Consider the following 26931-nt stretch of genomic DNA (forward strand, 5'->3'; position numbering starts at 1 on the left):
ATGCCTCTGGAAAGTGGTGCCCGATGGGCACCCGCCCATGGGGAAAAGCCCTGTACCGGGGCTGAATCTCTCAGGCGCCCGGACCGGGTCGACGACAGAGGGAGAGGGACGCCTACGACGTCTGAGCACGTCTGCGCCTCAGGAGAGTGTCGTGTCCGACCAGCATCAATCGCGTTTCGCCGATCGTCACATCGGCCCGGACGCCACCGCCGTGAGCACCATGCTCGAGGTGATCGGCGTGACCTCCCTCGACGAGCTCGCCGCCAAGGCGCTGCCGGCAGGCATTCTCGACGCGCTGTCCTGCGACGGGGTCGCCCCCGGCCTTGAGGGCCTGCCCGCGCCGGCCACCGAGGAGGAGTCCCTGGCCGAGCTGCGGGCGTTGGCCGACTCCAATACGACCGCGGTCTCGATGATCGGTCAGGGCTACTTCGACACGTTCACCCCCGCCGTCTTGCGGCGCAACATCCTTGAGAACCCGGCCTGGTACACCGCGTACACGCCTTATCAGCCAGAGATCAGCCAGGGCCGCCTGGAGGTCCTGCTGAACTTCCAGACCATGGTGTCGGACCTGACCGGCCTCGAAGTGGCCAACGCCTCGATGCTCGACGAGGGCACCGCCGCGGCCGAGGCGATGACGTTGATGCACCGCGCCACCAAGTCCAAGTCCGATCGGCTGCTGGTCGACACCGACGTGTACGCGCAGACGGCGGCCGTGCTGGCCACCCGTGCAGAGCCGCTCGGTATCGAGATCGTCACGGCGGATCTGAGTCAGGGACTTCCTGGCGGCGAATTCTTCGGCGTCATCGTGCAGCTGCCCGGAGCCAGTGGGCGGGTCGTGGATTGGACGGGCCTGATCACCGAGTCCCACGAGCATGGTGCGCTCGTCGCCGTCGGCGCCGACCTGCTGGCACTGACCGTGATCACCCCGCCGGGCGAGATCGGGGCCGACGTGGCCTTCGGAACCAGCCAACGGTTCGGTGTGCCAATGGGATTCGGAGGTCCGCACGCCGGTTACCTGGCCGTGCACGCCAAGCACGCCCGGCAACTGCCGGGCCGGCTGGTGGGTGTCTCCGTCGATGCCGACGGGGCGCCGGCCTACCGCCTGGCGCTGCAGACCCGCGAGCAGCACATCCGTCGCGACAAGGCGACCAGCAACATTTGCACCGCGCAGGTGCTGCTGGCGGTGATGGCCGCGATGTACGCCAGTTACCACGGCTCCGCAGGACTGACCGCCATCGCGCGACGCGTGCACGGCCATGCCTCGGCGATCGCGGGCGCGCTCCGCGACGCGCTGGTGCACGACAAGTACTTCGACACCGTGCTGGCCCGGGTTCCCGGGCGTGCCGACGCGGTGGTCGCCGCGGCCAAGGCCAAGGGGATCAACCTGTGGCGGGTCGACGCCGACCACGTGTCGGTGTCATGTGACGAGGCGACCACGGATGAGCATGTGGCCGCGGTCCTGGAGGCGTTCGGGGTCGCCGCCGGCGCGCCGGCGACGGCGGGCATCGAGACGCGAACCTCTGAGTTCCTCACGCACCCCGCGTTCAACGCCTACCGCACCGAGACCGAGATGATGCGTTACCTCCGGTCGCTGGCCGACAAAGACATCGCCTTGGACCGCAGCATGATTCCGCTGGGCTCCTGCACGATGAAGCTCAACGCGGCCGCCGAGATGGAGCCGATCACCTGGCCGGAGTTCGGCCGTCAGCACCCCTTCGCGCCGGCATCGGACAACCCCGGACTGCGCAAACTGATCGCCGATCTGCAGGACTGGCTCACCGGGATCACCGGCTACGACCAGATCTCCTTGCAGCCCAACGCCGGTTCACAAGGTGAATACGCCGGATTGCTGGCCATCAAGGCCTATCACGTGTCCCGCGGTGACACCGAGCGCGACCTGTGCCTGATCCCGTCGAGCGCGCACGGCACCAACGCGGCATCGGCGGCGCTGGCCGGCATGCGTGTTGTGGTGGTGGCCTGCCGTGAGAACGGTGACGTCGACCTCGACGACCTGCGCGCGAAGATCGCCGAACACGCGGATCGGGTTGCGGCGCTGATGATCACCTACCCGTCGACGCACGGGGTGTACGAGCACGACGTCGCCGATATCTGCGCGGCGGTGCACGACGTGGGCGGCCAGGTCTACGTGGACGGTGCGAACCTCAATGCACTGGTCGGATTGGCCCGGCCGGGCCGCTTCGGCGGCGATGTCAGCCATCTGAACCTGCACAAGACGTTCTGCATCCCGCACGGCGGCGGTGGCCCCGGCGTCGGGCCGGTCGCGGTGCGGTCGCACCTGGCTCCGTTCCTGCCCGGTCATCCGCTGGCCGACGAACTGCCCGATGAGCACACCGTCTCGGCGGCACCGTACGGATCGGCTTCGATCCTGCCGATCACGTGGGCCTACATCCGGATGATGGGTGCCGAGGGCCTGCGCGAGGCGACGCTGACCGCGATCGCCTCGGCCAACTATGTGGCCCGCCGGCTCGACGAGTACTACCCGGTGCTCTACACCGGCGAGAACGGCATGGTCGCCCACGAGTGCATCCTGGATCTGCGGGGGATCACCAAGGCCACCGGCGTCACCGTCGACGACGTGGCAAAGCGCTTGGCGGACTACGGGTTCCACGCACCGACCATGAGCTTCCCGGTGGCCGGCACATTGATGGTCGAGCCGACCGAGAGCGAGAGCCTGGCCGAGGTCGACGCGTTCTGCGACGCGATGATCGCGATTCGCGCCGAGATCGACAAAGTCGGAGCCGGTGTCTGGACTGTCGAGGACAACCCCTTGCGCCACGCGCCCCACACCGCCGAGTGCCTGTTGGTGGCCGACTGGGATCACCCGTACACCCGCGAACAGGCTGCCTACCCGTTGGGCAAGGGGTTCCGTCCCAAGGTCTGGCCGCCGGTGCGTCGCATCGACGGCGCGTACGGCGACCGGAACCTGGTGTGTTCCTGCCCGCCGGTCGAGGCCTTCGCCTGAGCCGACACCCGCGGCCGGTGTGTGCCGGCCGCGGGAGGCCGCGGATCAGCCCAGCAGGGTATTGACGGCGGTGGTCAGCTCGGGTGAGGCCGAGCTGGAGACATGCTGGTAGGTGCCGCTGCTCGCCTGTGCGACGGCCTCCCACGTGGCCCGGTCCGAGCCACTGCCGAAGTCGATCACGTTGACCGCGACCGGCTTGGCGGGGTCGTACGCGCCGCGGATGAACTCCTGCAGCCCCGGCCCGTCCAGGCTCTGATCGGTGTGCGGTCCGGTGGTGATCACCAGGATCGAATTGGTCTGGCCCTCGCGGTATTTGGACAGTGCCTCGTTGTAGATCATCCGCAGCGTGGTGAACGACACCGCCCCGCCACCGGAGGCGGACTGTTCGTCGAGCGTCGAGGTCAGCGCATCCGAGCGGCGTTGACCGCTCACCGGTTCGGCCAGCGGCCCCGTGGAGACCTCCGAGCGGCCCTCGGTGCCGTCGAAGGTCCACAGGCCCACCGAGGCGGTGTCGGGTAGTGCCTTGAGCCGGCCGTTGATCGCGGCCACGACGTTGGCCAACCGGGATTTACCGCCCTCTTCGGTCGGCATCGACTGGTCGAGCATGATGGTGACCGCAGGGCTCCCCGTCGGCGCGGCCGTGGCGTTCGCCACGGTCACCCGCATGGTGTTGTCGCCGATCGACAATGGCGCGGCCAGCTGGCTGAAAGAGGTGACATCGCTGCTCGGCGGTGTCGTCCCCTCGGCACGGAAGCCGGCTTTCGCGAGCTCGGCGAGTTGTTCGGGCTTGCGCAGATACCGGGCGAATTCGCTGGCGGCGGTGACCTGTTCCTTCTCCAGCCAGTCCCCGGAGAGCAGCACCGTCGGGTAGTCGGCGGTGGCGGTCGGGCCGGGCGGCAGCCAGCCGGCCAACGAGGACTTGGCGTCATCGAGCGAGGTGCCCCGCTGGAAGATCTGTTGCTCGGTCGTGGCCACGGCGTGCACCGGCGCGGTCGCCGGATCGGAGGCATTGAGCAGCGCGTCCATGGCGGTTCCCAGCTCGGCATCGTCGAGTTTGGGCTGCCCGCGGAGCAGGCTGTTGACACCGCTCATGCCCGAGGTGGCAGGCGCGCCAGAGGGGGCAGCTGCCGCCGCGACCGCCTCGGCGGCCAGGGAGGCGGCGTCGCCGTTGCTGTGGGTCGGCAGAGCGAGTTTGAGGGTGCCCCAACCGGGCAGCTTGAGCGCGTTCATCGCGGCCGGGCTGCTCTGCAGCTGCGGCAGGGTGGCCCAGGTCTGTTGCGCCAACGCGTCTTTGAGCTGCGGACGGACCGCGAGCAGAACCGGCGAGGTGACCAGTGAGCGGCTGTCGCTGACGGTCTTGGCGCCCGCGGTCGCCTCCAGCCGGGCCTCGGCGATGCTGCTGGCCGGAATCCACAGTGCCGGCCGGTCGCCGAGCTCGCTCGGCCAGGCGTTGGCGAAGCCGCCGACCACACGGTCGGAGTCGGCGGACTGCACACGTACCTTGACGCAGCGGTCACCGACCGGGCTGACCGACTCGTTATAGGTGTTGGCCAGTCCCTCGATGTGTGAGGAGATCGTGGGGTCGGCGATCACCGCGACGCCGAGTTCGCCGTCGACGCAGCGCGCGGCCGCCGCGTCGCTGCAGGGCGTCGCCGAAGAACTTCCACAGGATCATCGCGCCGACCACGCCGACCACGGTGACCAGCGCGACTATCACCCCGACGCTGACGCCGCGGCGGCCGGACTCGACAGCGCGATGGCTGCCGGTCCACTCACCGCCGTCCCAGTCGCCGCGCTGGCGACTGGTCGGGGTGGTCGGGGGTGGCGGCTCGGAGACCGCCCCGAACTGCGCGGTCGGCTGATCGTCGGCGTAATCGTCGTCGGCCGCATACTCGTCGGAGTACTCCGTGTCGTACTCGTCGGAATACTTACCGCGGTAGCCGTCGACGTATTCGTCCTCGTAACCGTCGTCCTCGGCGAAGTCCGCTTCGTCGTAGTCGGCATACGGCTCGGGGTAGTCCGATTCGTACTCGTCGTCACCGTCGGCGTACTGGGGTGCGCGGTAATCGGGCTGGGCCCGGTACCCGCGGTCGTCCCGGTAATCGGGCTCCTGGCGGTAGGCAGGCGCGTCCCGGTAACCGTGGTCGGGCGGAGGCCCGGGCTGATCGAAATCGTCTCCGGCGCGCCGTGACTGGTCGCCGCGGGGGCGCTCGTATTCGTCGGAGTACCCGGAGTCGCCGACGTGCCCGTGGTCGGGCTCGTCGGGAGCATCCTCAGGGTCGGGAATGCTGTGCCTGCCCATTCCTAACCCCTGTACGTCTCGCGCCGACTAGTCATCCGGACCCGCCGAAGTCTAATCACTTCCCGGCGGTGCTCGCTTTGAACTCGCGGCGGCGCCGGTGCAGGATCGGCTCGGTGTAACCGTTGGGCTGCGCCGCGCCAGACAGGATCAGCTCCTGTGCCGCACCGAACGCGATGCTGGCATCCGGGTTGGGTGCCATCGCCAGGTACTCGGGATCACCGGCGTTCTGCTCGTCGACCACAGCGGCCATCCGGCGCAGGCTGGCCTTGACATCTTCTTCGGTGATGATGCCGTGACGCAGCCAGTTGGCCAGCAGCTGGCTGGAGATCCGCAGGGTGGCACGGTCTTCCATCAGCGCGACGTCGTGGATGTCGGGCACCTTCGAGCAGCCGACACCGGCGTCGATCCAGCGCACCACGTAGCCCAGGATCGACTGGCAGTTGTTGTCGACCTCTTCGTGGATCTCCTCGGGCGACCAGCTCAACGATGAGTCCGCGAGCGGGATCGTCAGCAGCTCCTCGATCGTGCCGCGCTTCTTGCCGGCGAGCTCCTTCTGCACGGCCTCGACGTCCACCTGGTGGTAGTGCATCGCGTGCAGGGTGGCCGCGGTCGGCGAAGGGACCCACGCGGTGGTGGCGCCGGCCTTCGGCTGACCGATCTTCTGCTCGACCATGTCGGCCATCAGATCGGTCATGGCCCACATGCCCTTGCCGATCTGGGCCTTGCCGGCCAGGCCCGTGGCCAGGCCGACGTCGACGTTGTTGTCCTCGTAGGCCTTGATCCACGGCTGCGACTTCATGGCGCCCTTACGGATCATCGGGCCGGCTTCCATCGAGGTGTGGATCTCGTCGCCGGTGCGGTCCAGGAAGCCGGTGTTGATGAACACCACGCGGTCGGCCGCGGCCTTGATGCAGGCCTTCAGGTTGACCGTGGTACGACGCTCCTCGTCCATGATGCCGACCTTGAGCGTGCCGCCCGGCAGGCCGAGCACGTCTTCGACGCGGCCGAACAGCTCGCAGGTGAAGGCGACCTCGTCGGGGCCGTGCATCTTGGGCTTGACGATGTAGACCGAACCGGTGCGGCTGTTGGTCAGCTCGCCGTTGTCGGCGGAGGACTTCAGGCCGTGCATGGCGATCAGACCGGTGAACAGCGCATCCTGGATGCCCTCGGGGATCTCGTTGCCGTCGGAGTCGACGATGGCGTCGTTGGTCATCAGGTGACCGACGTTGCGCACGAACAGCAGGCTGCGCCCGGGCAGGGTCAGTTCGCCCTCGCCGTCCGGGGTGGTGAAGGTGCGGTCGGCATTGAGGACACGCGTGAAGGTCTTGCCGCCCTTGCTGACCTCTTCGGCCAGGTCACCCTTGTTCAGGCCGAGCCAGTTGCGGTAGCCCAGGACCTTGTCGTCGGCGTCGACGGCGGCCACCGAGTCCTCGAAGTCCATGATCGTGGTGATCGCGGATTCCAGCACGACATCCTTGATGCCCGCGGCGTCGGTCGAACCGACGGGGGAATCGGGGTCGATCAGGATCTCGATGTGCAGGCCGTGGTTGCGCAGCAGCACCGACCACTGTGGCTGGCCCAGCTCGCCGGTGTAGCCGACGAACTGTTCGGGGGCGGCCAGGCCGGAGGACAGACCGTCGCCGTACTCGACGAGCAACTGGCCCTCGTCGATCTTCAGACCGGTGGCCTCGGCCCACGAGCCGGCGGCCAGTGGCACGGCCTGGTTCAGGAAGTTGCGGGCGTAGGCGATCACCTTGTCGCCACGGAGCTTGTTGTAGCCGCTGCCCTTCTCGGCGCCGTCTTCTTCGCTGATGACGTCGGTGCCGTACAGCGCGTCGTACAGCGAGCCCCACCGGGCGTTGGCGGCGTTCAGCGCGAAGCGGGCGTTGAGGATCGGGACCACGAGCTGCGGGCCGGAGGTCGAGGTGATCTCGTCGTCGACGCCGGAGGTGGTGATGGTGAAGTCGGCGGGCTCGGGCAGCAGGTAGCCGATGTCGGTGAGGAACTGCTTGTAGGCCTCGGGGTCGACGGGCTCCAGCACGTGGGCGCGGTGCCACTTGTCGATCTGCGCCTGCAGATCGTCGCGACGGGCCAGCAGGTCCTGGTTCTTCGGGGTGAGGTCGGCGACGACCTTGTCCACGCCGGACCAGAAGCTGTCCGGGTCGACGCCGGTGCCCGGCAGTGCCTCATTCGTGATGAAGTCGTGCAGCACCTGCGCGACACGCAGGTTTCCGACAGTCACGCGATTGGTCATGCGCGTTTCCTCCCTCGGCTCCAGGCACCGTGCGATGCCTGCCGTTTATCCAGCTTACCCATTGGTAACGTCGGCCTTTCAGCCGTCCAGCCTGGTGAGCAACAGCTCACACCGGTTTGCCAGCCTGGCCCGCAACGGAGCCGCCCGCTCGGCGATGCGCTGTTGAGCCCTGACGTATTCGGCACGCCCGGCCGGTGTTTCGATGGCGATCGGCTCGAAACCATACTGCTTCAGGTCGTATGGGCTGGCACACATGTCCAGTGCCCGCGCGTCGGCCGCCAGATCGAGCGCATCCATCACCAACTCCGACGGCACCAGGGGGCCGAGCTTGTAGGCCCACTTGTAGGTGTCCATGGCGGCGTGGATGCAGCCCGGCTGCTCGGTGTCGACCTGTTGCTCGCGGCTCAGTTGCCGGTCGTTGCGGGGGACGGCAGCGTCGGTGAAGAAGCGGAACGCGTCGAAGTGACTGCACCGCAAGGGCATTGACTCGACGACGGCGTCGGTTCCGGCGGTGCCGAGGCGCAGCGGAACTTGATTGTGCCGTAGCTCGGGTGCCCGGTACACCATGGCCCACTCATGCAGGCCGAAGCAGTTCATCCGGGGTGCCCGCGCCGCGGTGGCGCGCATCAACCGGGCGACGAACCGGACCGTGTCGGTGCGGGCGCGCAGGTAATCGTGCCGCACGGTGACACCGTCCGGATGCGGGCCGTACCCGGTCCGCCTCAGGTACTCCCCGGCGCCCTCTCCGGCGAGTACCACCCCGAATCCCGGATGCCATCGCCGCAGCTGACGGGGACGCAGGCTGTAATAGGTGAACAGGAAATCCCACACCGGATGCGGTTGGCCGGCGTGTTGGCGGCGCAGGTGCGGTGTGAGGAACTCGTCGGCGCGTCGCCGGTGTGATTCTGCTCGTTGCGCCCAGTCCGGGGCCGCCAAAACCTCGTCGGCTTCGGCGACGCCCGGCAGGGTCAGTCCAGCCGCGCCAGATCCAGCGCGTCCTTCCATGTCTCCTCCACTAGGTGGCCCGCCGCCGCCGTGCGGCTCGAGCCTACCTGCGGAGTTGCGGCCTCAGTCGTGCGCGCCGGTGCTGACCACCAGTCGGCCCGTGGTCTGCCGGGCCTGCATCCGCTCCAGTTGTGCCGGCAGGTCCGACCACGCCACCTCGGCGCCGATGACGGTGTTGATCGCGCCGGTGCGCAGCATTTCGAGCAGCTTGACGTGGGCGTCGAGACCCTCGGAACGGGCGGGCCAGTTGAACCCGAGGGTGCGGCGGACGGCGACCGGGTCGGTCACGTAGACCAGGCAGACCCCACACACGTCGAAGTTGCCGTAGGCGATGGGACGAGGCGACAGGTAGTCGCCGTCCTCCAGGGCGATGTCCTCGGCGAATCCGGCCATCAGGTGACGCCCGTTCAGGCCCATGCACTTGAACGTGTCGGTGGTGACGCTGCCGCCGACCGCGTCGAAGGCCACGTCGACGCCGCGGCCGTAGGTCAGATCCATGACCTGCTCGACCCAGTCGCCGTTGCGATAATTGATGGCGTGGTCGGCGCCCAGCTGACGACAGAACTCGGCCTTCTCGTCACTTCCCGCGGTGGCGATCACGCGGGCGCCGAGCGCCTTGCCGAGCACGAGCGCGCCCGACCCGGTGCCACCGGCCGCCGCGTGCACCAGCAGCGTCTCGCCGGGCTTGAGCCGGCCGCGCTCGTGTAGCGCGAACCAGCCCAGGTGGAAGGGGTAGTGCAGGGCGGCACCGTCGGCGTCGCTGATCCAGGCCGGCAGTTCGAGGGCGGTCGCGGCATCGACGATGGCGTAGGAGGCGTACCCGCCGAAGGCCATCGACGGGATCCCGACGATGCGCCGGCCCACCAGGTGCTCGGCGCCGAGCCCGGCGCTCTCGACGACACCGACGGCCTCCATGCCGGGGATGAACGGCGGCTGCAGGGGCATGGTGGTGTAGCGGCCCTGGATCACGTCGATGTCGTTGAAGTTCAGGCAGAACGCCCGCACCGCGACCCGCACCTCGCCGGGTCCGGGTGCACGCACCTCGACGGTCTGGCGTTCGAGGACCTTCGCCGGGTCGCCGAGGGCTGTGGCCACCCAGGCTTCAGCTGAAATCGGTTTGGCTGCAGTATCGTTCACTGTTTCTCCATTTCATGGTTGCGGTGCAGGGCGGTCGCTGCACTGACGGTCACGGGGATGCCGTTGAGCGCACCGTTGCCCGACGGCTCATCGACGAATGCCGGCGGCGACAAGATGTTGGTGTTGACGCCGGGGGAGGCGTTGGCCACGCGCAGGCGGGTTCCGGCCTTGGCGTGTCCCCACCCGTGCGGCATCGACACCACGCCCGGTTTGATGTCGTCGGTGATCTCGACGGGAACGTCGATGCTGCCGCTTTCCGAGGTGACGGTCACGACGTCGCCGCTACGGAGTCCGCGGCGGTCGGCATCGGCGGAATGGATCTGCAACGTGCAGCGGCTCTTGCCCTTCATCAGCGGCGGCATGTTGTGCAGCCACGAATTGTTCGACCGCAGATGTCGGCGGCTGACCAGCACGAGGTCGTCGGGGGCCCGGGTGATCCGTGCCGCCAACCGTGGCAGGTCGTCGATCAGGTACTCGGGGGCGAGGCGGATCTTGGCATCGGCCGTCCGCAGCACCTCGGCGATCCGGGGCACCATGGGGCCGAAGTTGATGCCGTCGGGCTGCGCCTTGAGCGCCTCCAGGGTCACCCCGCCGGGGTTCTCGCCGTACCGGTCGCCGAACGGTCCGGTCCGCAGGGTCAGGTCGAGCATCCGTTCCGGCCCGCCCGTGTCGTACTGCTCGCGCAGCGCGGCGCCGTCGAGGCCGCGGGTGAAGGCCATGTAGTCGAAGAAGCCGTCGTCGATCGCCGCCACGTCGACGTCCTCGGCCGGGGTTCCGGTGCACAGCCCGGTCAGGCGGATCAGGATCTCCCATTCCTCGGGCCGGTCGGGATCCTCGGGATAGAACACCGGTGCCGAGTAGTTCGCGAAGCTGTTGATCGCGAAGCCCAGCAGCAGGTCGTCGTGATGGGGCTGCTCCAGCGGAGACAGGCCCGGCAGGATCACGTCGGCGTGCCGCGTGGTCTCGTTGAGGAAGATGTCCACCGCGATCATCGCTTCGAGACCGGGCAGCACCTCGTCGAGCTTGTGCCCGCCTGGGGTGGACAGCACCGGATTGCCCGCCACCGTGATCAGGGCCTTGATCTGGCCCTCTCCGGGTGTGGCGATCTCCTCGGCGAGACAGGACACCGGCGCTTGGCCCAGGACTTCCTTTGCCCCGCGGACCCTGGTGTGCCATCGCCCGAAACCGGCCGCGCCGTCCTCCAGCCCGGGCAGCGTCTCGGTGGTCAGCGTCCAGACCGCCGGACGCGGGAACATCGCGCCGCCGGGCGTGTCGAAGTGTCCGGTCAGGATGTTCACCACGTCGACCAGCCAGCTGGCGAGGCTGCCGAATTCCTGATTGCACAACCCGATTCGGCCGTAGACGACGGCGCGGGGCGCCGCCGCGAGCTCGCGGGCCAGTTCCCGGATGCGGCTCGCGTCGATACCGCACGTGTCCGCGACGCGTTCGGGGGACCAGTCGCCGGCGAGCGCACGGAGCCGGTCCAGGCCGTCGAGGTGGGGTGCGAGGTGGCCGGTACGGACCAGATCCTCGTCGAACAGGACATGCGTCACCGCCAGCAGCAGCGCCGCGTCGGTGCCCGGGGTGATCGGCAGCCATTCGTCGGCCCGGGCTGCGGTCGCGGTGCGGACCGGATCGATCACGATGACCTTGCCCCGCTTGCGGATGTCGTCGATCAGTCCGACGACGTTGGGTGCCGACATCATGGACCCCTGCGAGGCGGCGGGGTTGGCGCCCATGATGACGAACATGTCGGTGCGCTCGAGATCGGGGATGGGGAAGCTCCACCAGCTGCCGTACATCAGGTGTGACGACAGGTTTTTCGGCCACTGGTCGATGGTCCCGGGCGAATAGGTGGACGGGATGCCGGACATGCCCATCAGCACCCCGGCATAGCGGCTCAGGGAAAATGTGTGTCCCAGCGGGTTGCCCGTGTAGGCCGACACCGCGCCGATGCCGTACTTCTCGATGACGGGGGCGAGCAGTTCGGTGCAGCGGCGGAACGCCTCGTCCCAGCTCACCTCGCGCCAGGTTCCGCCGGTCTTGATCATCGGGCGCCGGATCCGGTCGGGGTCGTCGTGGAGCGCTGCCAGCGAGGCGCCCTTCGGGCAGATGTGACCGCGGCTCCACGCATCGTCGGGATTGCCCTTGATGCGGGTGACCCGGCCGTTCTCGACGTGAACTTCCAAGCCGCACATGGCTTCACACAGCGGACAGCCGTGCAGATGGCGGCCGTCTCGGCCCCGCGCCGCCAGCGGCAGCTGTGATCCCAATGCCTTCGCACCTCCCCGAGAGATTTGTTGTTACACGATGTAACAACAAATGCGGCATCATGGCAACAGTGAGTTCCGCCCCGGGCGGCGCCCGTGTGCCAGACTCGGCTGACCCGCCCGGCGACGTGAGGAGACAACGTGGCGACGCGTTCGGCGGGCACCCGCCACCGACGGCAGGGCTCACGTCCCGACCCGTCCATCGACCAGGCCGTGCTGAGCACGACCCGACGGCTGCTGGTCGAGCGCGGGTATGCGGCGACGTCCATCGATCTGATCGCCAGCACCGCAGGGGTCAGTCGGCCGACCATCTACCGCAGGTGGAAGTCCAAGGCGCTCCTCGTGCACGAGGCGGTGTTCCCGGATCTGGACCCGGCCGCGCCGAGCGACGACATCGCCACCGAGATCACCCGGCTGTGCCGCGGGGCGTTTTTGATGTTCTGCGATCCCGCTGTGCGGGAATCGATTCCGGGCCTGCTGACCGACCTGCGGGCAGACTCCGACATCCGCAGGCTCATGACCGAGCGGCTCGACGCCGCCGCCCGCACCCAGCTCGCGTCACTCGTGGCAGACGCCGCCACACATGGACGGGCCCGCCGGCAGGTCAACGTCGACACCATCATGGATGCGATCGGCGGCGCGGCCCTGTACGCGGTGTGCGTGCGCGGGATCGGCGATACCGAGCAGGACATCGAACGCGCCGCCGCCGACCTGGCCGAGCTGATCCTGCGCGGACTGCTCGATCAATAGCCTTGCGGCTCAGATGCGGTGCGTGCCGTCGCGCACCGTTCCGACGAGGTCTTCGACCAGATCCTCCAGCGCGACCATCGCGATCACGACGTCGTCGGCCCCGGTCACCAGGGCGAGGTGACTGTTGCTGCGCCGCATCCTCGACAACGCATCGGGCAGCGGCGTCGACGCCGGGATCCGCGGCAGCGGGCGCACCATCGTCACGTCCAGCACCGCATCGGGATCGTTGATGTGCGGCAGCACATCTTTGATGTGCAGATACCCGATGAACTCTCCGAACAGGTCCGCCACCGGAAAGCGCGAGTAGCCGGTGTCGGTGAGGGCGCGCTCCACGTCGCCCACGGTCGGCCCGGAACCCGGTGCGGCGACCCGGATGGCGTGAATCTCGTCCAACGGCATCGCCACATCGCTGACCGTGCGGCTGCGGGTCTGAAGGGCCCGGGTCAACCGGCCGTGCTCCTCGGTGTCGAGCAGACCCTCCGAGACCGATTCGGCGATCATCTCCGACAACTCGACGGTCGACACGGCCGATTCCAGCTCGTCCTTGGGCTCGACCCGGAACGCCCGCAGGGTCGCGTTGGCGCACCAGTTGTAGAACGCGATGAACGGGCGCGCCGCCCGGATGTAGACCAGGTACGGCGGGACCAGCAGCATCGCGGCGGTCTCGGGGCCCGCGATGGCGATGTTCTTCGGCACCATTTCGCCGAGCAGGACGTGCAGGATCACCACGATGGCCAGCGCGACGAAGAACGAGACCGTGTGCAGCACGGTGTCGGACACCCCGATCAACGCGAACGGCTTCTCCAGCAGGTGCGCCACGGCGGGCTCGCCGACCCGGCCCAGCAGGATCGAACAGATCGTGATGCCCAGCTGAGAGCCGGCCAGCATCAACGACAGGTGCTCGCCGGCCCGGATGACCGTGACGGCGCTGCGCTTACCCTGTTCGGCCAGCGCCTGCAGCCGGTCCCGGCGGGCCGAGATCAACGCGAATTCCGCGGCCACGAAGAACGCGTTCGCTGCCAGCAGCAACACGGTCAACAGCACACCGAGAATGTCACCCATGGCTGTTCTCCCGGTGTCCGAGGCTGGTCAGCTCGAGCAGGTCGATCCGGCGGCCGTCCATCCTCACCACGGTGGCCAGCCATCGCGTGGGTTTGTCCGGATCCCCGTCGGGATCGAAAGCGGTCAGTTCCACGGACTCGCCGTTCTCCGGTATGTGCCCGAGCTCCTGTAGCACCAGCCCGCCGATGGTTTCGTATTCGCCCTCGGATGCCCGGAATCCGGTGCCGGCCGCCACTTCGTCGATGCGCAGCAGCCCCGACACCTGCCAGCCCTCGCCGGCGGGCACGACATCAGGGGTGGCGTCGTCGTGCTCGTCGCGCACGTCGCCGACGATCTCCTCGATCAGGTCCTCGACCGTCACCATGCCCGCGGTGCCGCCGTACTCGTCCACCACGAGCGCGGTCTGCAATCCATTGGCCCGGATCTGGGTCATCACGGCGTCGCCGTCGAGGGTCGAGGGCACGGTCGCCACCGGCAGCGCCAACGCCGCCAGCCGGGTCCGGTCTCGGTCCTCGCGGGGGATCGTGAACACCTGCTTGATGTGGACGACGCCGATGGTCTCGTCGAGGTCGCCCTCGACGATGGGGAATCGGGAGTAGCCGGTGCGGATCGCCGCGGCCATCAGGTCGGCGACCGAATCTCCGGCGTCGAGGACCTCGATCTTCGACCGCGGGGTCATCAGCTCCTCGGCGGAGCGCTCACCGAACTGCAGCGAGCGGTGCACCAACAACGCGGTCGACGGGTCGAGTGACCCGCTGCGGGCGGAGTTGCGCACCAGCGACGCCAGTTCCTGGGCCGAGCGTGCCGACCGCAGCTCCTCGGCCGGCTCGATGCCCAGCCGGCGCAGGATCCAGTTGGCGGTGCCGTTGGTCAGCCGGATCACCGGGGTGAACAGCATCGAGAACAGCAATTGGAGCGGTGCGGCCGCGCGCGCGGTCGGGACCGGGCGGGCCACCGCCAGGTTCTTGGGGACCAGCTCACCGAACACCATCGACAGTGATGTGGCGATGAGCACCGCCAGGAACAACGACAGGCCCCCGGCGAACCTGGCCGGGATGCCGAGGGCGTCCAATCCCGGGCGGATCAGTTCCCCGACGACGGGTTCGGCCAGGTAACCGGTGGCCAGGGTGGTGATCGAGATACCTACCTGGGCCCCGGAGAGCTGAAAGGACAGTGTGCGGTGCGCCCGGCGGACCATGTGGTCGCGCCGGTCGCCGGTGCGGGCGTTGGCCTCGACGGTGCTGCGTTCCAGCGCGGTCAGCGAGAACTCGGCGGCCACGAACACCGCGGTGCCGAGGGTGAGCAGGACGATCGCCAGGATCGACAGCAATGAGAAGACCACGTCCGTCGAGCCGCCCATCAGATCCTCACCAGGGGTACGCCGGGCCCGGGGCCCGGCCGACTAGGAGAGGGGTCGTCAGCTTCGGCGCTCAGAAGTGACTGGTGTTCCACCCGGAAGGCCGGTTCAGAACCGGAGGCCTCGGTGGGTGCCTGCGGCACGTGAACCCTTTCGTTCGAACTGACCGAGTGGACGAAAGGGCGGTGTCCCACCGCCCGCTCGGTATACAGGAACCCCAATAGTATCGCGACTCGGCGAATTACCAGCCCGTCGGCAGCGGGTGACCTTCGGCGAACCCGGCTGCCGACTGAACACCGAGCACCACGTTGTCGTGCAGCTCGGCGAGGTTGGTGGCGCCCACGTACGTGCAGGTGCTGCGCACGCCAGAGGTGATGTGGTCGAGCAGGTCCTCGACCCCGCCGCGGCCCGGGTCCAGGTTCATCCGCGAAGACGAGATGCCCTCCTCGAACAGGGCCTTGCGGGCCCGGTCGAACTGGCTGTCCCCGGCGGTACGGGCCGCCACCGCACGCTTGGAGGCCATGCCGTAGCTCTCCTTGTACGGCCGTTCCTCGCGGTCATGCATGAGGTCGCCCGGAGACTCGTAGGTTCCGGCGAACCAGGAGCCGATCATCACGTTGGACGCCCCTGCGGCCAGCGCCAGCGCCACGTCGCGCGGGTGCCGCACGCCGCCGTCGGCCCACACGTGGCCACCGAGTTCCTTTGCGGCCGCGGCACATTCGACGACCGCGGAGAACTGCGGCCGGCCCACGCCGGTCATCATCCGGGTGGTGCACATCGCGCCGGGGCCCACGCCGACCTTGACGATCGAGGCGCCGGCCTCGATGAGGTCGCGGGTGCCCTCGGCCGAGACGACGTTGCCCGCCGCAAGCGGCAGACCGAGATTCAGGGATGCCACCGACTTGATGGCGTCGAGCATCTTGACCTGATGACCGTGGGCGGTGTCGATCACCAGCAGGTCGACTCCGGCCTCGGCCAGCGCGCGCGCCTTCGCTCCGACATCGCCGTTGATGCCGACGGCGGCGGCGATGCGCAGGCGTCCGGCCGCGTCGACGGCCGGGGTGTAGATGCCGGCCCGCACCGTGGCGGTGCGGGTCAGCACACCGGCCAGCGAGCCGTCCGCCTCGGTCAGCACCGCGATATCGATCGGCGCATGTTCGAGGAGGTCGAAGACCTTTCGCGGGTCGGTGCCCACCGGCGCGGTGACGAAATCCGTCATCGCGACGTCACGGATCCGGGCGAACCGGTCCACGCCGACGCAATTGGACTCGGTGACCAGCCCGATGGGGCGTCCCTCGAACACCACCACCGCGGCGCCGTGCGCACGCTTGTGCAGCAGCGCTGCGGCGTCGGACACCGAGTCGTCGGGGCTCAGTGTCACCGGCGTGTCCACGACCAGGTCGCGGCTCTTGACGAACTGCACGGTGTCGGCGACCACGGTGCTCGGGAGATCCTGCGGCAGCACCACGATGCCGCCGCGCCGGGCGATGGTCTCGGCCATACGCCGTCCCGCCACCGCGGTCATGTTCGCCACCACCACGGGGATTGTGGTGCCGGATCCATCGGCGGTGGACAGGTCGACGTCGAACCGCGACGCCACATCGGACCGGCCCGGGATGATGAAGACGTCGTTGTAGGTCAGGTCGTACGGCGGGATGTGTCCGTTCAGGAATTTCACTGCAACCTCACCCAACCGAGCCTACTCAGGCAGGCACCTCGCTGCGGTCGCCGCTCCAGAGCGTGTGGAATTTCTGGCCGGGCTCGGCGTCGGTGCGGCCGTAGGTGTGGGCACCGAAGAAGTCACGCAACCCCTGGGTCAGTGCCGCGGGCAGCCGGTCGGTGCGCAGCGCGTCGTAGTAGGACAGCGACGACGAGAAACCGGGGATCGGGATGCCCAACTCGGTGGCGGTGACCACCACGCGGCGCCAGCTGTCGATCGCCGATTCCACCGCGCTGCGGAAGTACGGGGCGGCGAGCAGTGTGGCCAGCTCCGGTTCCGCGTCGAAGGCCTCCTTGATCCGGTTGAGGAACTTGGCCCGGATGATGCAGCCGCCGCGCCAGATGGTGGCCATGTCGCCGGGGGTGATGTTCCAGTCGTACTCGATGCTGCCTGCCTGGATCTGGTTGAACCCCTGCGCGTAGGCGACGATCTTGGAGGCGTACAGCGCCTGGCGCACGTCCTCGATGAATTGCGCTGCGTCGGAAGGAGTTTCGCCGAGGTGACCGGAGGTCAGGCCGGTGGTGGCCCGGCGCTGGGCGACCGAACCCGACAGTGCGCGCGCGAACACGGCTTCGGCGATGCCGGTGACCGGAACCCCGAGATCCAGAGCGGACTTCACGGTCCAGCGCCCGGTGCCTTTCTGCTCGGCCTCGTCCACGATCACGTCGACCAGCGGCTTGCCGGTCTTGGCGTCGACCTGGCGCAGCACCTCGGCGGTGATCTCGACCAGGTAGCTGTCCAGGTCGCCCTTGTTCCACTCGGCGAACACGTCGGCGATCTCGGGTGCGGACTTGCCCAGCCCGTCGCGTAGCAACTGGTAGGCCTCGCCGATCAGCTGCATGTCGGAGTACTCGATGCCGTTGTGCACCATCTTGACGAAGTGTCCGGCGCCGTCGGGGCCGATGTGGGTGCAGCACGGTACCCCGTCAACGTGGGCGGAGATCTCTTCCAGCAGCGGACCCAGGGACTTGTAGGACTCGGCGGGGCCACCGGGCATGATCGACGGGCCGTTGAGCGCCCCTTCCTCGCCGCCGGAGATGCCCGCGCCGACGAAGTGCAGGCCGCGCTCGCGGATCGCCTTCTCGCGGCGGATGGTGTCGGTGTAGAGAGCGTTGCCGCCGTCGATGATGATGTCGCCGGGTTCCATGGCGTCGGCCAGCTCGTTGATCACCGCATCGGTCGGGTCGCCGGCCTTGACCATGATGATCACCCGGCGTGGTTTCTCCAGGGCGTCAAGGAATTCCGCGATCGTCTCGCTGCGCACGAACTTGCCCTCGGAGCCGTGCTCGGCCAGCAGCGCATCGGTTTTGGCGATCGACCGGTTGTGCAGCGCGACGGTGTAGCCGTGGTGGGCGAAGTTACGAGCGAGGTTGGAACCCATCACCGCCAGGCCGGTGACTCCGATCTGTGCCGTGCCGGTAGTGCTCGTCTTGCTCATGCAGCAGCCTTTCGTTGTTTTGTTGTAGCAGAACGCCTGTCGTGCAGAGCTTTATCCGAGTCCGGAGAACAGGCGGTGAAGCTCGGTGAGCCAGGGGACGGCCACGGCGACGGTGGGTACCACCAGAACAGCGGCCGCGGCCAGGTAGGCGGTGACCGCCATGGCCACGCTGTTGGGTTTGCCGCCGAGGCGCCGTACCCGGATCACGGTGGTCGGTCCGCCGGCGGCCAGCGCACCCGACGGGGTGCGGCCGCTGGCGCAGGCCACCAGTGCCCGGGCCAGGGGAGTGGGACCGGCGGTCCGTACCGCGGCGTCGTCGGCCAGCAGCTCGATCAACAACCGGACCGCGTCCAGGGCGTTGGCGCTGCGGACGAACCGCGGGAAGGCCGCATGGACGGCGGTGAACATCTCCAGCACCAGATCGTGGCGGGCGCGAAGATGGGCCCGTTCATGGGTGAGGATCGCGGCGACCTCGTCGTCGGACAACGTGGTCAGCGTTCCCTCGCTGACCACGACGCGACTGCGGACGCCGGGTAGGCAGTAGGCGAGCGGCTGTTCGACGTCGAGGATGCGCAGGCCGTCGCCGGCGAGCGGCCGGTGCGCCGTACAGAGGTGGGCCGGCACGGCGTCGCGCGACTTGCTGAGCAGATCCACCATCATGCGGTGATGTGCGCGGCGACGCCGGGTGGCCACCGCCACCTGGATCACGGCCACGCAGAGCCGGCCGCCGATGAACAGGGTCAGGCTGAACACCACCACGTACAGCAGCCACAACGGCCAACCGAGGGCGTTGATCTCGCTCGTGATGGTGGCCGTGGGCCGGCCATCGGGTCCGGGGACGAACAGCCGGCTGGCGATTGCGATACCGGCGGAGAAGGCTGAGAGCACGGCGGCCAGCGCCACCGACTGCCAGAGCACGATCGCCGCGCGAGGTGCGCGTAACGGCCACGCCGCACGGGCCAACACCGCCGGCACTGGTCCTACCAGGGCCAGCGCGACGAGAGTGAAGGCCAGCGCGGACACGCCGTAAGTCTCTCTCAGGCGGTGCCCGAATTGCCAGCCGGTGGGCCCAGCTGGTGCTTGCTCTCCAGTTCGGCGAGCGCCCGGCGCAGTGCCCGGGCTTCGTCGACGCCGACTCGCTCGACGAAATGGACGAGCGCGGCCTGGCGGCTACCCGAGTCCGCGGCCTGGTCGAGGGCGTCGACCATCAGGCCGGCGACCAGCTCGTCGCGGCCGTTCGTGGGCGCATAGCGGTGCGCGCGGTCATCGCGGTGCTGTACGACCAGGTTCTTCTTCGCCAGTCGTTGCAGCACGGTCATGATCGTGGTGTAGGCCAAGTCGCGGCGGGCGGCCAGCGCCTCATGGACTTGGCGCACTGTTTGGGGTTCGGGTGCCGACCACAAGTGGTCCATCACCTCGCGCTCAAGCTCCCCGAGACGCGTCATTTTGGCCATGTTCCGTTCACTCTCCTGAGCAGTAAAGCCAGCGTACTACGGGTTTACTACCGCGCGTCGTATGCGTTTGGCGACGGCGCTCCGACTGCCTTCCGTAGCGGTTTAGGTCAAGGTCAGCGCCATATATGGGGTCCGTTGTGAATCGAGTCACAGGGGGTAGCTCTCATCCTTCACGTGACTATAGTAAGGCTAACCTAAGTCAAACTGGAGCCTTCGGAGGTGACATGACGGTCTTGATCGAAGATCCGCTGATCGCGGGTATGGCCATCGAGCGGACGCTGCCCTTGCACGAGTCGAGCCGGCGTTTACGTGAGCTGTATCCGGAGTGTCCGCGGGTCTACGGCGTGGCCGTCGTGGGAGATCTGTCGCGCCGCCGGTGGTGGCCGCTGGCCGAGGCGCTGTCCGCCGATCGGCTGCAGGGCATGTTCGACGCCGCGATGGCCGAGACCGGCAACCGGGCCGCGGTCGCCCAGCAGTTGGCCGCGACGTTCATCCACGTGGTGATCGGCCGCGTCGTGCCGCTGCTGGCGCTGGAAGGGCGTGCCTGGGATACCGGCCTGGAGAACCTGTGGGTCCACGTCGATTCCGAGGGCGCGATCGACTGGGTCGGCGTCGTCGATCCCACCCTGCGCGGTCTGCCCGAGGATCCCTATTACTCGGACCGCGGCGCCTGCGTTGCCAATGCCTCCCATGACGGAATCGTCGCGCTGCCCAGCGAGGCGGCATTGACCACGTGGGTGGCGCATCGCAGTCACCGCGCGTTGGAGCCGCTCTTCGCCCGGTTGGTGGAGGTCAGTGACGGCGCCATGTCGCTGGCCGCCATGTGGCACATGGTGGGCGCGGCGGTGGTCGGCGCGGCCACCCAGGTCCCGCTGCTCGCCGGTTCCAGTGAAGTGGTGAGCATGCGGCGCGGCCAGGCGGTGCTCGATGCCCTGGTCGGGTTCGGTCTGCCGGTCCGCGGCTGCGGACGCGCGGGGAAGGTCTTGTTAAATTAGGGCAGCCTTGCCTACTATGTAGATACGAGGCTAACGGACCGAGCCGGAGTCCTGAGGGCTGCAGAGACCCCCGGTCCACTCGAGGGCGGGTCCCGCGTATTACACGCGGGACCCGCCCGCATCTTTATGGCGAGACGGCGTGTAGACACGAGGACTGTGACCACTGATTCCACCGAACGTCTGGGCCAGGGATTCGACTCCGAACTGGGCCTGACCTACCTCGAGCTCACCCCCGACGGCGGCCGCGCGCAGCTGACGATCCACGACAAGCTCCTGCAGCCGTGGGGCATCGTGCACGGCGGCGTGTACTGCTCGATCGTGGAAAGCCTGGCCAGCGTGTCCGGCCACATCTGGCTGTCGGAGAACGGCGGCGGCACCGTGGTCGGGGTCAACAACAACACAGACTTCCTGCGCGCTATCGGGAAAGGGACGGTTACTGCGATCTCTCAGCCGATTCACCGGGGCCGCCGCCAGCAGCTGTGGCTGATCACCATCACCGACGAGAACGACAAGCTCGTCGCGCGCGGTCAGGTGCGGCTGCAGAACATCCCCGAATAGCGCCCCGGCGAAGCGAGCGCTGCCGAACCCCGCTCGCCGTGGCAGGATCGCGCACTATGCGTTTGACCCCGCATGAGCAGGATCGACTGCTCATCTCGTATGCCGCAGAGCTGGCGCGGCGCAGGCAGGCCCGCGGTCTGCTGCTCAACCATCCCGAGGCCGTCGCGGTGATCACCGATCATCTGTTGGAAGGCGCTCGTGACGGCCGGACCGTCGCCGAGTTGATGGTGAGCGGACGCGACGTGCTGACCCGCGAGCAGGTCATGGAGGGAGTGCCCGAGATGCTGCACGACGTGCAGGTGGAGGCCACTTTTCCCGACGGCACCAAGCTGGTGACCGTCCACAACCCGATCTCGTGAGGTCGGCATGATCCCCGGGGAGATCGTCTTCGGTGAGGGCGACGTCGCGCTCAATGCCGGTGCGCCACGCCTGATCCTCGATGTCGTCAACACCGGTGACCGGCCGGTGCAGGTCGGCAGTCACGTCCACCTGCCGCAGGCCAACTCCGCGTTGGACTTCGACCGGGCCGCCGCCCGCGGGCACCGCCTCGACATCCCGGCCGGGACCGCCGTTCGCTTCGAACCCGGTGTGGCCCAGCGTGTCTCACTGGTACCTCTCGGCGGCACCCGGGAAGTTCACGGCATCAGTCTCGACCCGCCCGGCCGATTGGGAACCGCATGACCGAATTGACCAGGGCCCGCTACGCGGCGCTGTTCGGCCCCACCACCGGTGACCGGATCCGATTGGCCGACACCGACCTGTTCATCGAGATCACCGAGGACCGCAGCGGCGGCCCGGGGCTGGCCGGTGACGAGGCGGTGTTCGGCGGCGGCAAGGTGTTGCGCGAGTCGATGGGGCAGTCCAGGGCCACCCGCGCCGAGGGCGCCCCTGACACCGTCATCACCGGCGCGGTGATCATCGATCACTGGGGAATCATCAAGGCCGACATCGGGATCCGCGACGGCCGCATCGTGGCCATCGGCAAGGCGGGTAATCCCGACATCATGACCGGCGTGCACCCGGACCTGGTGGTCGGTCCGTCGACCGAGATCATCGCCGGCAACGGTCGGATCCTGACCGCCGGTGCGATCGACTGCCACGTGCACCTGATCTGTCCGCAGATCATGGAGGAGGCGCTCGGCGGCGGCATCACCACGATCGTGGCCGGGGGCACCGGCCCGGCAGAGGGAAGCAAGGCCACCACGGTCACGCCCGGTGCCTGGCATCTGGCCAGGATGCTGGAATCGCTGGATTCCTGGCCACTCAACATCGCGCTGCTCGGCAAGGGAAACACCGTCAGTTCCGAGGCGATGTGGGAGCAGTTGCGCGGCGGCGCAGCGGGATTCAAACTGCACGAGGACTGGGGCACCACGCCCGCGGCGATCGATGCCTGTCTCACGGTCGCCGAAGCCGCCGGCGTGCAGGTCAACATCCACACCGACACGCTCAATGAGGCCGGTTTCGTCGAGGACACCCTGGCCGCCATCAAGGGCCGCGGTATCCACGCCTATCACACCGAAGGGGCCGGCGGCGGGCACGCACCCGACATCATCACCGTCGCCTCGCATCCGAATGTGCTTCCCAGCTCGACCAATCCGACCCGTCCCCACACGGTGAACACCCTCGACGAGCATCTCGACATGCTCATGGTGTGCCATCACCTGAATCCGAGCGTGCCCGAGGATCTGGCGTTCGCCGAGAGCCGGATCCGCCCGTCGACGATCGCGGCCGAGGACTTGCTGCACGACATCGGCGCCATCTCGATGATCGGCAGCGACTCGCAGGCCATGGGCCGGGTCGGTGAGGTGGTGCTGCGGACCTGGCAGACGGCGCACGTGATGAAGCGCAGGCGCGGCGCCCTGGACGGCGACGGCGCGGCCGACAACCACCGCGTCCGAAGGTATGTCGCGAAATACACCATCTGCCCGGCCATCGCGCACGGCCTCGACGACGAGGTCGGTTCGGTCGAGGTCGGCAAGCTCGCGGACCTCGTGCTGTGGGAACCCGCGTTCTTCGGAGTGCGGCCCCACGCGGTGCTCAAGGGCGGCATGATCACCTGGGCCGCGATGGGCGATGCCAACGCCTCCATTCCCACCCCGCAGCCGGTACTGCCACGGCCGATGTTCGGCGCGGCCCCGGCTGCCGCAGCCGCCACGTCGGTGCATTTCGTCGCGCCGCAGGCGATCGAGGACGGCCTTGCCGATCGCCTCGACGTTCGCCGAAAGTTGACCGCGGTCAAGAACGTTCGCCAGGTCGGCAAGGCGCAGATGCCGCTCAACGATGCACTGCCCCGCATCGAGGTCGAGCCGGACACCTTCACCGTGCGGATCGACGGGCAGGTGTGGCAGGAACAGCCCGCGGTCGAACTGCCCATGGCCCAGCGATATTTCCTGTTCTAGATGAGCAGCCTGGCAACACTGCTGATCCTGGCCGACTCGCGGTTGCCGACCGGCGGTCACGTGCACTCCGGCGGCGTCGAGGAGGCGGTCACCAGCGGCCTGCTCACCGACGTCGCCACATTGCGCGCGTATCTGGTCCGCCGGGTCCGGACCAGCGCAGTGGTGGCGGCCTCGCTAGCGGTGGCGGTACACACCGGGGCCCTGGGGCCCGGGGCTGCCGACGCCGAAACCGACGCCCGCACACCGGCTCCGGCGCGGCCGCCGCGCTGGATCCCGGCCAGACCGCGTTGTCGGTGGTGTACACCACCATGACGGGTTCGGCCACGGCCGCGCAGCGGTTGCTCGCACTGGACCCGGCCGATGTCGCGGCGCTGACTTTCGAGCTGTCGGATTTGTGCGATGCGGTGGCGGCCGAGGCGGTTACCGGGCTGGCCGATCTGTCCGACCCCTTGCTCGACGTGCTGGCACAGCGGCATACCCAGCGCGACCGGCCGTTGTTCGTATCGTAAATCTCTGTACAGCTCTCGAAAGGCCCACCATGCCACCGCATTTGCTCGACGGCGAGCCCCACACCCACATCGACCGGCCCAAGCGGGTACGCCGGCCGGACGAGCCGCTGCGCATCGGCGTCGGCGGCCCCGTCGGATCCGGAAAGACCGCACTGGTGGCCGCGTTGTGCCGGCAGCTGCGCGACGACCTGTCACTGGCGGTGCTGACCAACGACATCTACACCACCGAGGACGCCGACTTCCTGCGCCGGCACGCGGTGCTTCCGGACGAGCGGATCGCGGCGGTGCAGACCGGGGGATGCCCGCACACCGCGATCCGTGACGACATCACCGCCAACCTCGATGCGATCGACGATCTGATCGAGGCCAATCCGGGACTCGACCTGATCCTCGTGGAATCCGGTGGCGACAACCTCACCGCGACGTTCTCGTCGGGCCTGGTGGATGTGCAGATCTTCGTCGTGGACGTGGCCGGGGGAGACAAGGTGCCCCGCAAGGGCGGGCCGGGCGTGACGTACTCGGATCTGTTGGTGGTCAACAAGACCGATCTGGCTCCGTTGGTGGGAGCCGATCTGGAGGTGATGCGCCGCGACGCGGCCAAGGTGCGCGCGGATCGCCCGACGGCGCTGATCTCTCTGACCGAGGATCCGGCGGCCGGTCCGGTGCTGGCCTGGGTGCGTGAGCAGTTGAAGGTCGCGCAGGCCCCGTCGGCGTGATGCATTCCGAAGTCGTCATCGTGGCCTCGCCGGGGCGGTTGCCGCGGATCGAGGCGCGTGGCGGGCTGGCCGGGCGCTGCACCGAACCCGATACAGTGCATCTCATCTCGACGGCCGCCACCCCGCTCGGTGGCGACACCCTGACGGTGCGACTGGTGGTGGAAGCCGGTGCACGGCTGCGGATTCGGACTGCGGCGGCGACGATGGTGCTCCCCGGGGCCCGGACACCGCAGTCGTCGGCGCGATGGGAGCTCGAGGTGGCCGGCCAGGTAGATCTCGACCCGCAGCCGACCGTGGTCGCCGGCGGTTCGGTGCATCATGCCGTGACTTGCCTGGGAATCGCCGACACCGCACAGGTGCGCATCCGGGAACGGGTACAGATCGGCAGATCCGGTGAGCGGGAGGGTTTCTGGTCCTCGGCGCTGCGCGCCGACGTCGGTTCGACGCCACTGTTGCGTCATCGCATCGAACTCGGCTGCGGGGCCGTGGGCGACGACGTGCTGGCCACCCCGCGAGCGTGCATCAGTGAACTACGTTATCCCGCAACTTCGTTCGATGCGCCCGGAACTGTCCTGGAACTGGCTCGAGGTGGCAGCCTGGCCACCTGGCAAGGGGACCGGCTGCCACCCGAGGCCGCAGAAGGCTAGGACGCCGCTTTCTCGGTTTCCTGCACCGATGCCGCGATCTCTTCGAGTTCTTCGATCCTGGTGCGGGCGTAGGCCTGCTGCTCGGTGATGGTGAGCTGCCCGCGCTTGGTGCTCAGGAACGTCACGCCCCACGACAGCACCGTCACCAGCCGGCTCTTGAACCCGACGATGTACACCAGGTGCAGTACCAGCCAGCACACCCAGGCGAAGAACCCGGAGAACTCGACCGGACCGACCTTGGCGACCGCGGAGAACCGCGACACCGTCGCCATCGAGCCCTTGTCGAAATACTCGAACGGGGCCCGGATCTTCGGGCTGGTGCCGGCGACCTCACGCTTGATCAGCTTGGCCGCGTAGCGGCCGCCCTGGATCGCGCCCTGGGCGACGCCGGGCACCCCGTCGACGGCGGCCATGTCGCCGACCACGAAGACGTTGGGATGACCGGGGATCGTCAGGTCGGGATCCACCTTGACCCGGCCGGCGCGGTCCAGTTCGACCCCGGACTGCTCGGCGAGATCTTTGCCCAGCGGGCTGGCGGAGACGCCGGCCGACCACACCTTGCACGCCGATTCGATGCGCCGCAGCGTGCCGTCGGAATCCTTGACGGTCAGGCCGTTGCGGTCGACGTCGGTCACCATGGCGCCGAGCTGAACCTCGACCCCCATCTTCTCCAGCCGCGCCTGGGCCCGTTTGCCCAGCTTTTCGCCCATCGGCGGCAACACGGCCGGTGCGGCGTCGAGCAGGATCACCCGAGCCTCGGTGGGATCGATGTGGCGGAAGCTGCCGCGCAGGGTCTGATCGGCCAATTCGGCGATCTGCCCGGCCATTTCGACACCGGTCGGGCCGGCGCCCACCACGGTGAAGGTCAGCAGCTTGGCGCGGCGCACCGGATCGCTGGAACGCTCGGCCTGTTCGAACGCACCGAGGATGCGGCCTCGGAGCTCGAGTGCATCGTCGATCGACTTCATACCGGGTGCGAACTCGGCGAAATGGTCGTTGCCGAAGTAGGACTGCCCGGCGCCGGCGGCGATGATGAGGCTGTCGTACGGAGTGGAGTAGGTGTGCCCGAGCAGCACCGAATCCACCGTCTGCTTCTCCAGATCGATGTGGGTGACATCACCCAACAGCACCTGGGCGTTCTTCTGCTTGCGCAGGATCACTCGGGTGGCCGGGGCGATCTCGCCCTCGGAGATGATGCCGGTGGCCACCTGGTACAGCAGCGGCTGGAACAGGTGGTGCGTGGTGCGGGCGATCAGCTTGACGTCGACGTCGGCACGTTTGAGGGTCTTGGCGGCGGTCAGGCCGCCGAAACCCGATCCGATGATGACTACCTTATGCCGATCCGATGCCGTAGCTCCGGGATGGCTCATTGCTG

The 26931-nt window shown here is 68.3% G+C and carries 20 protein-coding genes and 2 pseudogenes; 10 read left to right on the plus strand and 12 right to left on the minus strand.

What is annotated here, in order from left to right:
- The first annotated feature begins 151 nt into the window (after window positions 1-151).
- Complete coding sequence (gene gcvP / locus BN2156_RS04790; RefSeq protein ID WP_090510805.1) at window positions 152-2983, plus strand: aminomethyl-transferring glycine dehydrogenase; 2832 nt, start codon at window positions 152-154, stop codon at window positions 2981-2983.
- 45 nt (window positions 2984-3028) lie between these two features.
- On the opposite strand, the pseudogene BN2156_RS04795 reads toward gcvP, so the two are convergent.
- The 5 genes and pseudogenes from BN2156_RS04795 to BN2156_RS04815 form a co-directional block, all read right to left on the minus strand.
- A pseudogene (locus tag BN2156_RS04795) lies at window positions 3029-5285 on the minus strand (substrate-binding domain-containing protein).
- 55 nt (window positions 5286-5340) lie between these two features.
- Window positions 5341-7539: a malate synthase G gene (locus BN2156_RS04800; protein WP_090510806.1), complete on the minus strand. Its 2199-nt coding sequence runs from the start codon at window positions 7537-7539 to the stop codon at window positions 5341-5343.
- A 78-nt stretch (window positions 7540-7617) separates the two neighbouring features.
- Complete coding sequence (locus BN2156_RS04805) at window positions 7618-8544, minus strand: 3-methyladenine DNA glycosylase (RefSeq protein WP_110811017.1); 927 nt, start codon at window positions 8542-8544, stop codon at window positions 7618-7620.
- 63 nt (window positions 8545-8607) lie between these two features.
- A complete protein-coding gene (locus BN2156_RS04810; RefSeq protein ID WP_090510809.1) occupies window positions 8608-9681 on the minus strand; it encodes a zinc-binding dehydrogenase in 1074 nt (357 codons plus the stop codon).
- Window positions 9678-11936 (minus strand): molybdopterin-dependent oxidoreductase, encoded by a 2259-nt coding sequence (locus BN2156_RS04815; RefSeq protein WP_264035180.1) that lies wholly within the window; start codon window positions 11934-11936, stop codon window positions 9678-9680. The genes BN2156_RS04810 and BN2156_RS04815 overlap by 4 nt, the downstream gene beginning before the upstream one ends.
- 156 nt (window positions 11937-12092) lie before the next feature.
- Here BN2156_RS04815 and BN2156_RS04820 point away from each other — a divergent pair, with 156 nt between their 5' ends.
- Window positions 12093-12701, plus strand: coding sequence for a TetR/AcrR family transcriptional regulator (locus BN2156_RS04820; protein WP_090510813.1), 609 nt, complete (start codon window positions 12093-12095; stop codon window positions 12699-12701).
- A 9-nt stretch (window positions 12702-12710) separates the two neighbouring features.
- Here the strand turns inward: BN2156_RS04820 and BN2156_RS04825 are convergent, their stop codons facing one another.
- The 6 genes from BN2156_RS04825 to BN2156_RS04850 all read right to left on the minus strand — a co-directional run bounded on the left by BN2156_RS04825 (window position 12711) and on the right by BN2156_RS04850 (window position 19732).
- A complete protein-coding gene (locus BN2156_RS04825; RefSeq protein WP_090510816.1) occupies window positions 12711-13763 on the minus strand; it encodes a hemolysin family protein in 1053 nt (350 codons plus the stop codon).
- The gene (locus tag BN2156_RS04830) at window positions 13756-15123 is read right to left on the minus strand and encodes a hemolysin family protein (RefSeq protein ID WP_090510819.1); all 1368 of its coding nucleotides are present in this window, start codon (window positions 15121-15123) and stop codon (window positions 13756-13758) included. Before BN2156_RS04830 ends, BN2156_RS04825 begins: the two co-directional genes overlap by 8 nt.
- Before the next feature lie 238 nt (window positions 15124-15361).
- The gene (locus tag BN2156_RS04835; protein ID WP_090510821.1) at window positions 15362-16798 is read right to left on the minus strand and encodes a GuaB1 family IMP dehydrogenase-related protein; all 1437 of its coding nucleotides are present in this window, start codon (window positions 16796-16798) and stop codon (window positions 15362-15364) included.
- Window positions 16799-16823: 25 nt separating this feature from the next.
- Window positions 16824-18278, minus strand: a complete 1455-nt coding sequence (gene gndA, locus BN2156_RS04840; protein WP_090510823.1) for an NADP-dependent phosphogluconate dehydrogenase — start codon at window positions 18276-18278, stop codon at window positions 16824-16826.
- Window positions 18279-18329: 51 nt separating this feature from the next.
- Window positions 18330-19301, minus strand: coding sequence for a M56 family metallopeptidase (locus BN2156_RS04845; RefSeq protein WP_090510825.1), 972 nt, complete (start codon window positions 19299-19301; stop codon window positions 18330-18332).
- Between the two features lie 14 nt (window positions 19302-19315).
- Window positions 19316-19732, minus strand: coding sequence for a BlaI/MecI/CopY family transcriptional regulator (locus BN2156_RS04850; RefSeq protein ID WP_090510829.1), 417 nt, complete (start codon window positions 19730-19732; stop codon window positions 19316-19318).
- 224 nt (window positions 19733-19956) lie between these two features.
- On the opposite strand from BN2156_RS04850, the gene BN2156_RS04855 reads away from it, so the two are divergent.
- The 8 genes and pseudogenes from BN2156_RS04855 to BN2156_RS04890 all read left to right on the plus strand — a co-directional run bounded on the left by BN2156_RS04855 (window position 19957) and on the right by BN2156_RS04890 (window position 25556).
- Window positions 19957-20727: an iron reductase gene (locus BN2156_RS04855; RefSeq protein ID WP_090510831.1), complete on the plus strand. Its 771-nt coding sequence runs from the start codon at window positions 19957-19959 to the stop codon at window positions 20725-20727.
- A gap of 156 nt (window positions 20728-20883) precedes the next feature.
- The gene (locus BN2156_RS04860) at window positions 20884-21285 is read left to right on the plus strand and encodes a PaaI family thioesterase (RefSeq protein ID WP_162490732.1); all 402 of its coding nucleotides are present in this window, start codon (window positions 20884-20886) and stop codon (window positions 21283-21285) included.
- Window positions 21286-21341: 56 nt separating this feature from the next.
- The gene (locus BN2156_RS04865) at window positions 21342-21644 is read left to right on the plus strand and encodes an urease subunit gamma (protein WP_090510837.1); all 303 of its coding nucleotides are present in this window, start codon (window positions 21342-21344) and stop codon (window positions 21642-21644) included.
- A gap of 7 nt (window positions 21645-21651) precedes the next feature.
- Entirely contained in the window at window positions 21652-21966 is a 315-nt protein-coding gene (locus BN2156_RS04870) for an urease subunit beta (RefSeq protein WP_090510840.1), read from the plus strand.
- Complete coding sequence (locus tag BN2156_RS04875; protein WP_090510841.1) at window positions 21963-23684, plus strand: urease subunit alpha; 1722 nt, start codon at window positions 21963-21965, stop codon at window positions 23682-23684. Before BN2156_RS04870 ends, BN2156_RS04875 begins: the two co-directional genes overlap by 4 nt.
- Window positions 23685-24193, plus strand: a pseudogene (locus BN2156_RS04880) (urease accessory protein UreF). It abuts the gene before it with no gap.
- A gap of 29 nt (window positions 24194-24222) precedes the next feature.
- Complete coding sequence (gene ureG / locus BN2156_RS04885) at window positions 24223-24909, plus strand: urease accessory protein UreG (protein WP_090510843.1); 687 nt, start codon at window positions 24223-24225, stop codon at window positions 24907-24909.
- Window positions 24909-25556, plus strand: a complete 648-nt coding sequence (locus tag BN2156_RS04890) for an urease accessory protein UreD (protein ID WP_090510846.1) — start codon at window positions 24909-24911, stop codon at window positions 25554-25556. Before ureG ends, BN2156_RS04890 begins: the two co-directional genes overlap by 1 nt.
- Here the strand turns inward: BN2156_RS04890 and BN2156_RS04895 are convergent.
- Window positions 25553-26926 (minus strand): type II NADH:quinone oxidoreductase Ndh, encoded by a 1374-nt coding sequence (locus tag BN2156_RS04895; protein WP_090510849.1) that lies wholly within the window; start codon window positions 26924-26926, stop codon window positions 25553-25555. The two genes, BN2156_RS04890 and BN2156_RS04895, sit on opposite strands and share 4 nt — an antisense overlap.
- Between the last annotated feature and the right edge of the window lie 5 nt (window positions 26927-26931).

The organism is Mycolicibacterium neworleansense (assembly GCF_001245615.1).
Lineage (GTDB): Bacteria > Actinomycetota > Actinomycetes > Mycobacteriales > Mycobacteriaceae > Mycobacterium > Mycobacterium neworleansense.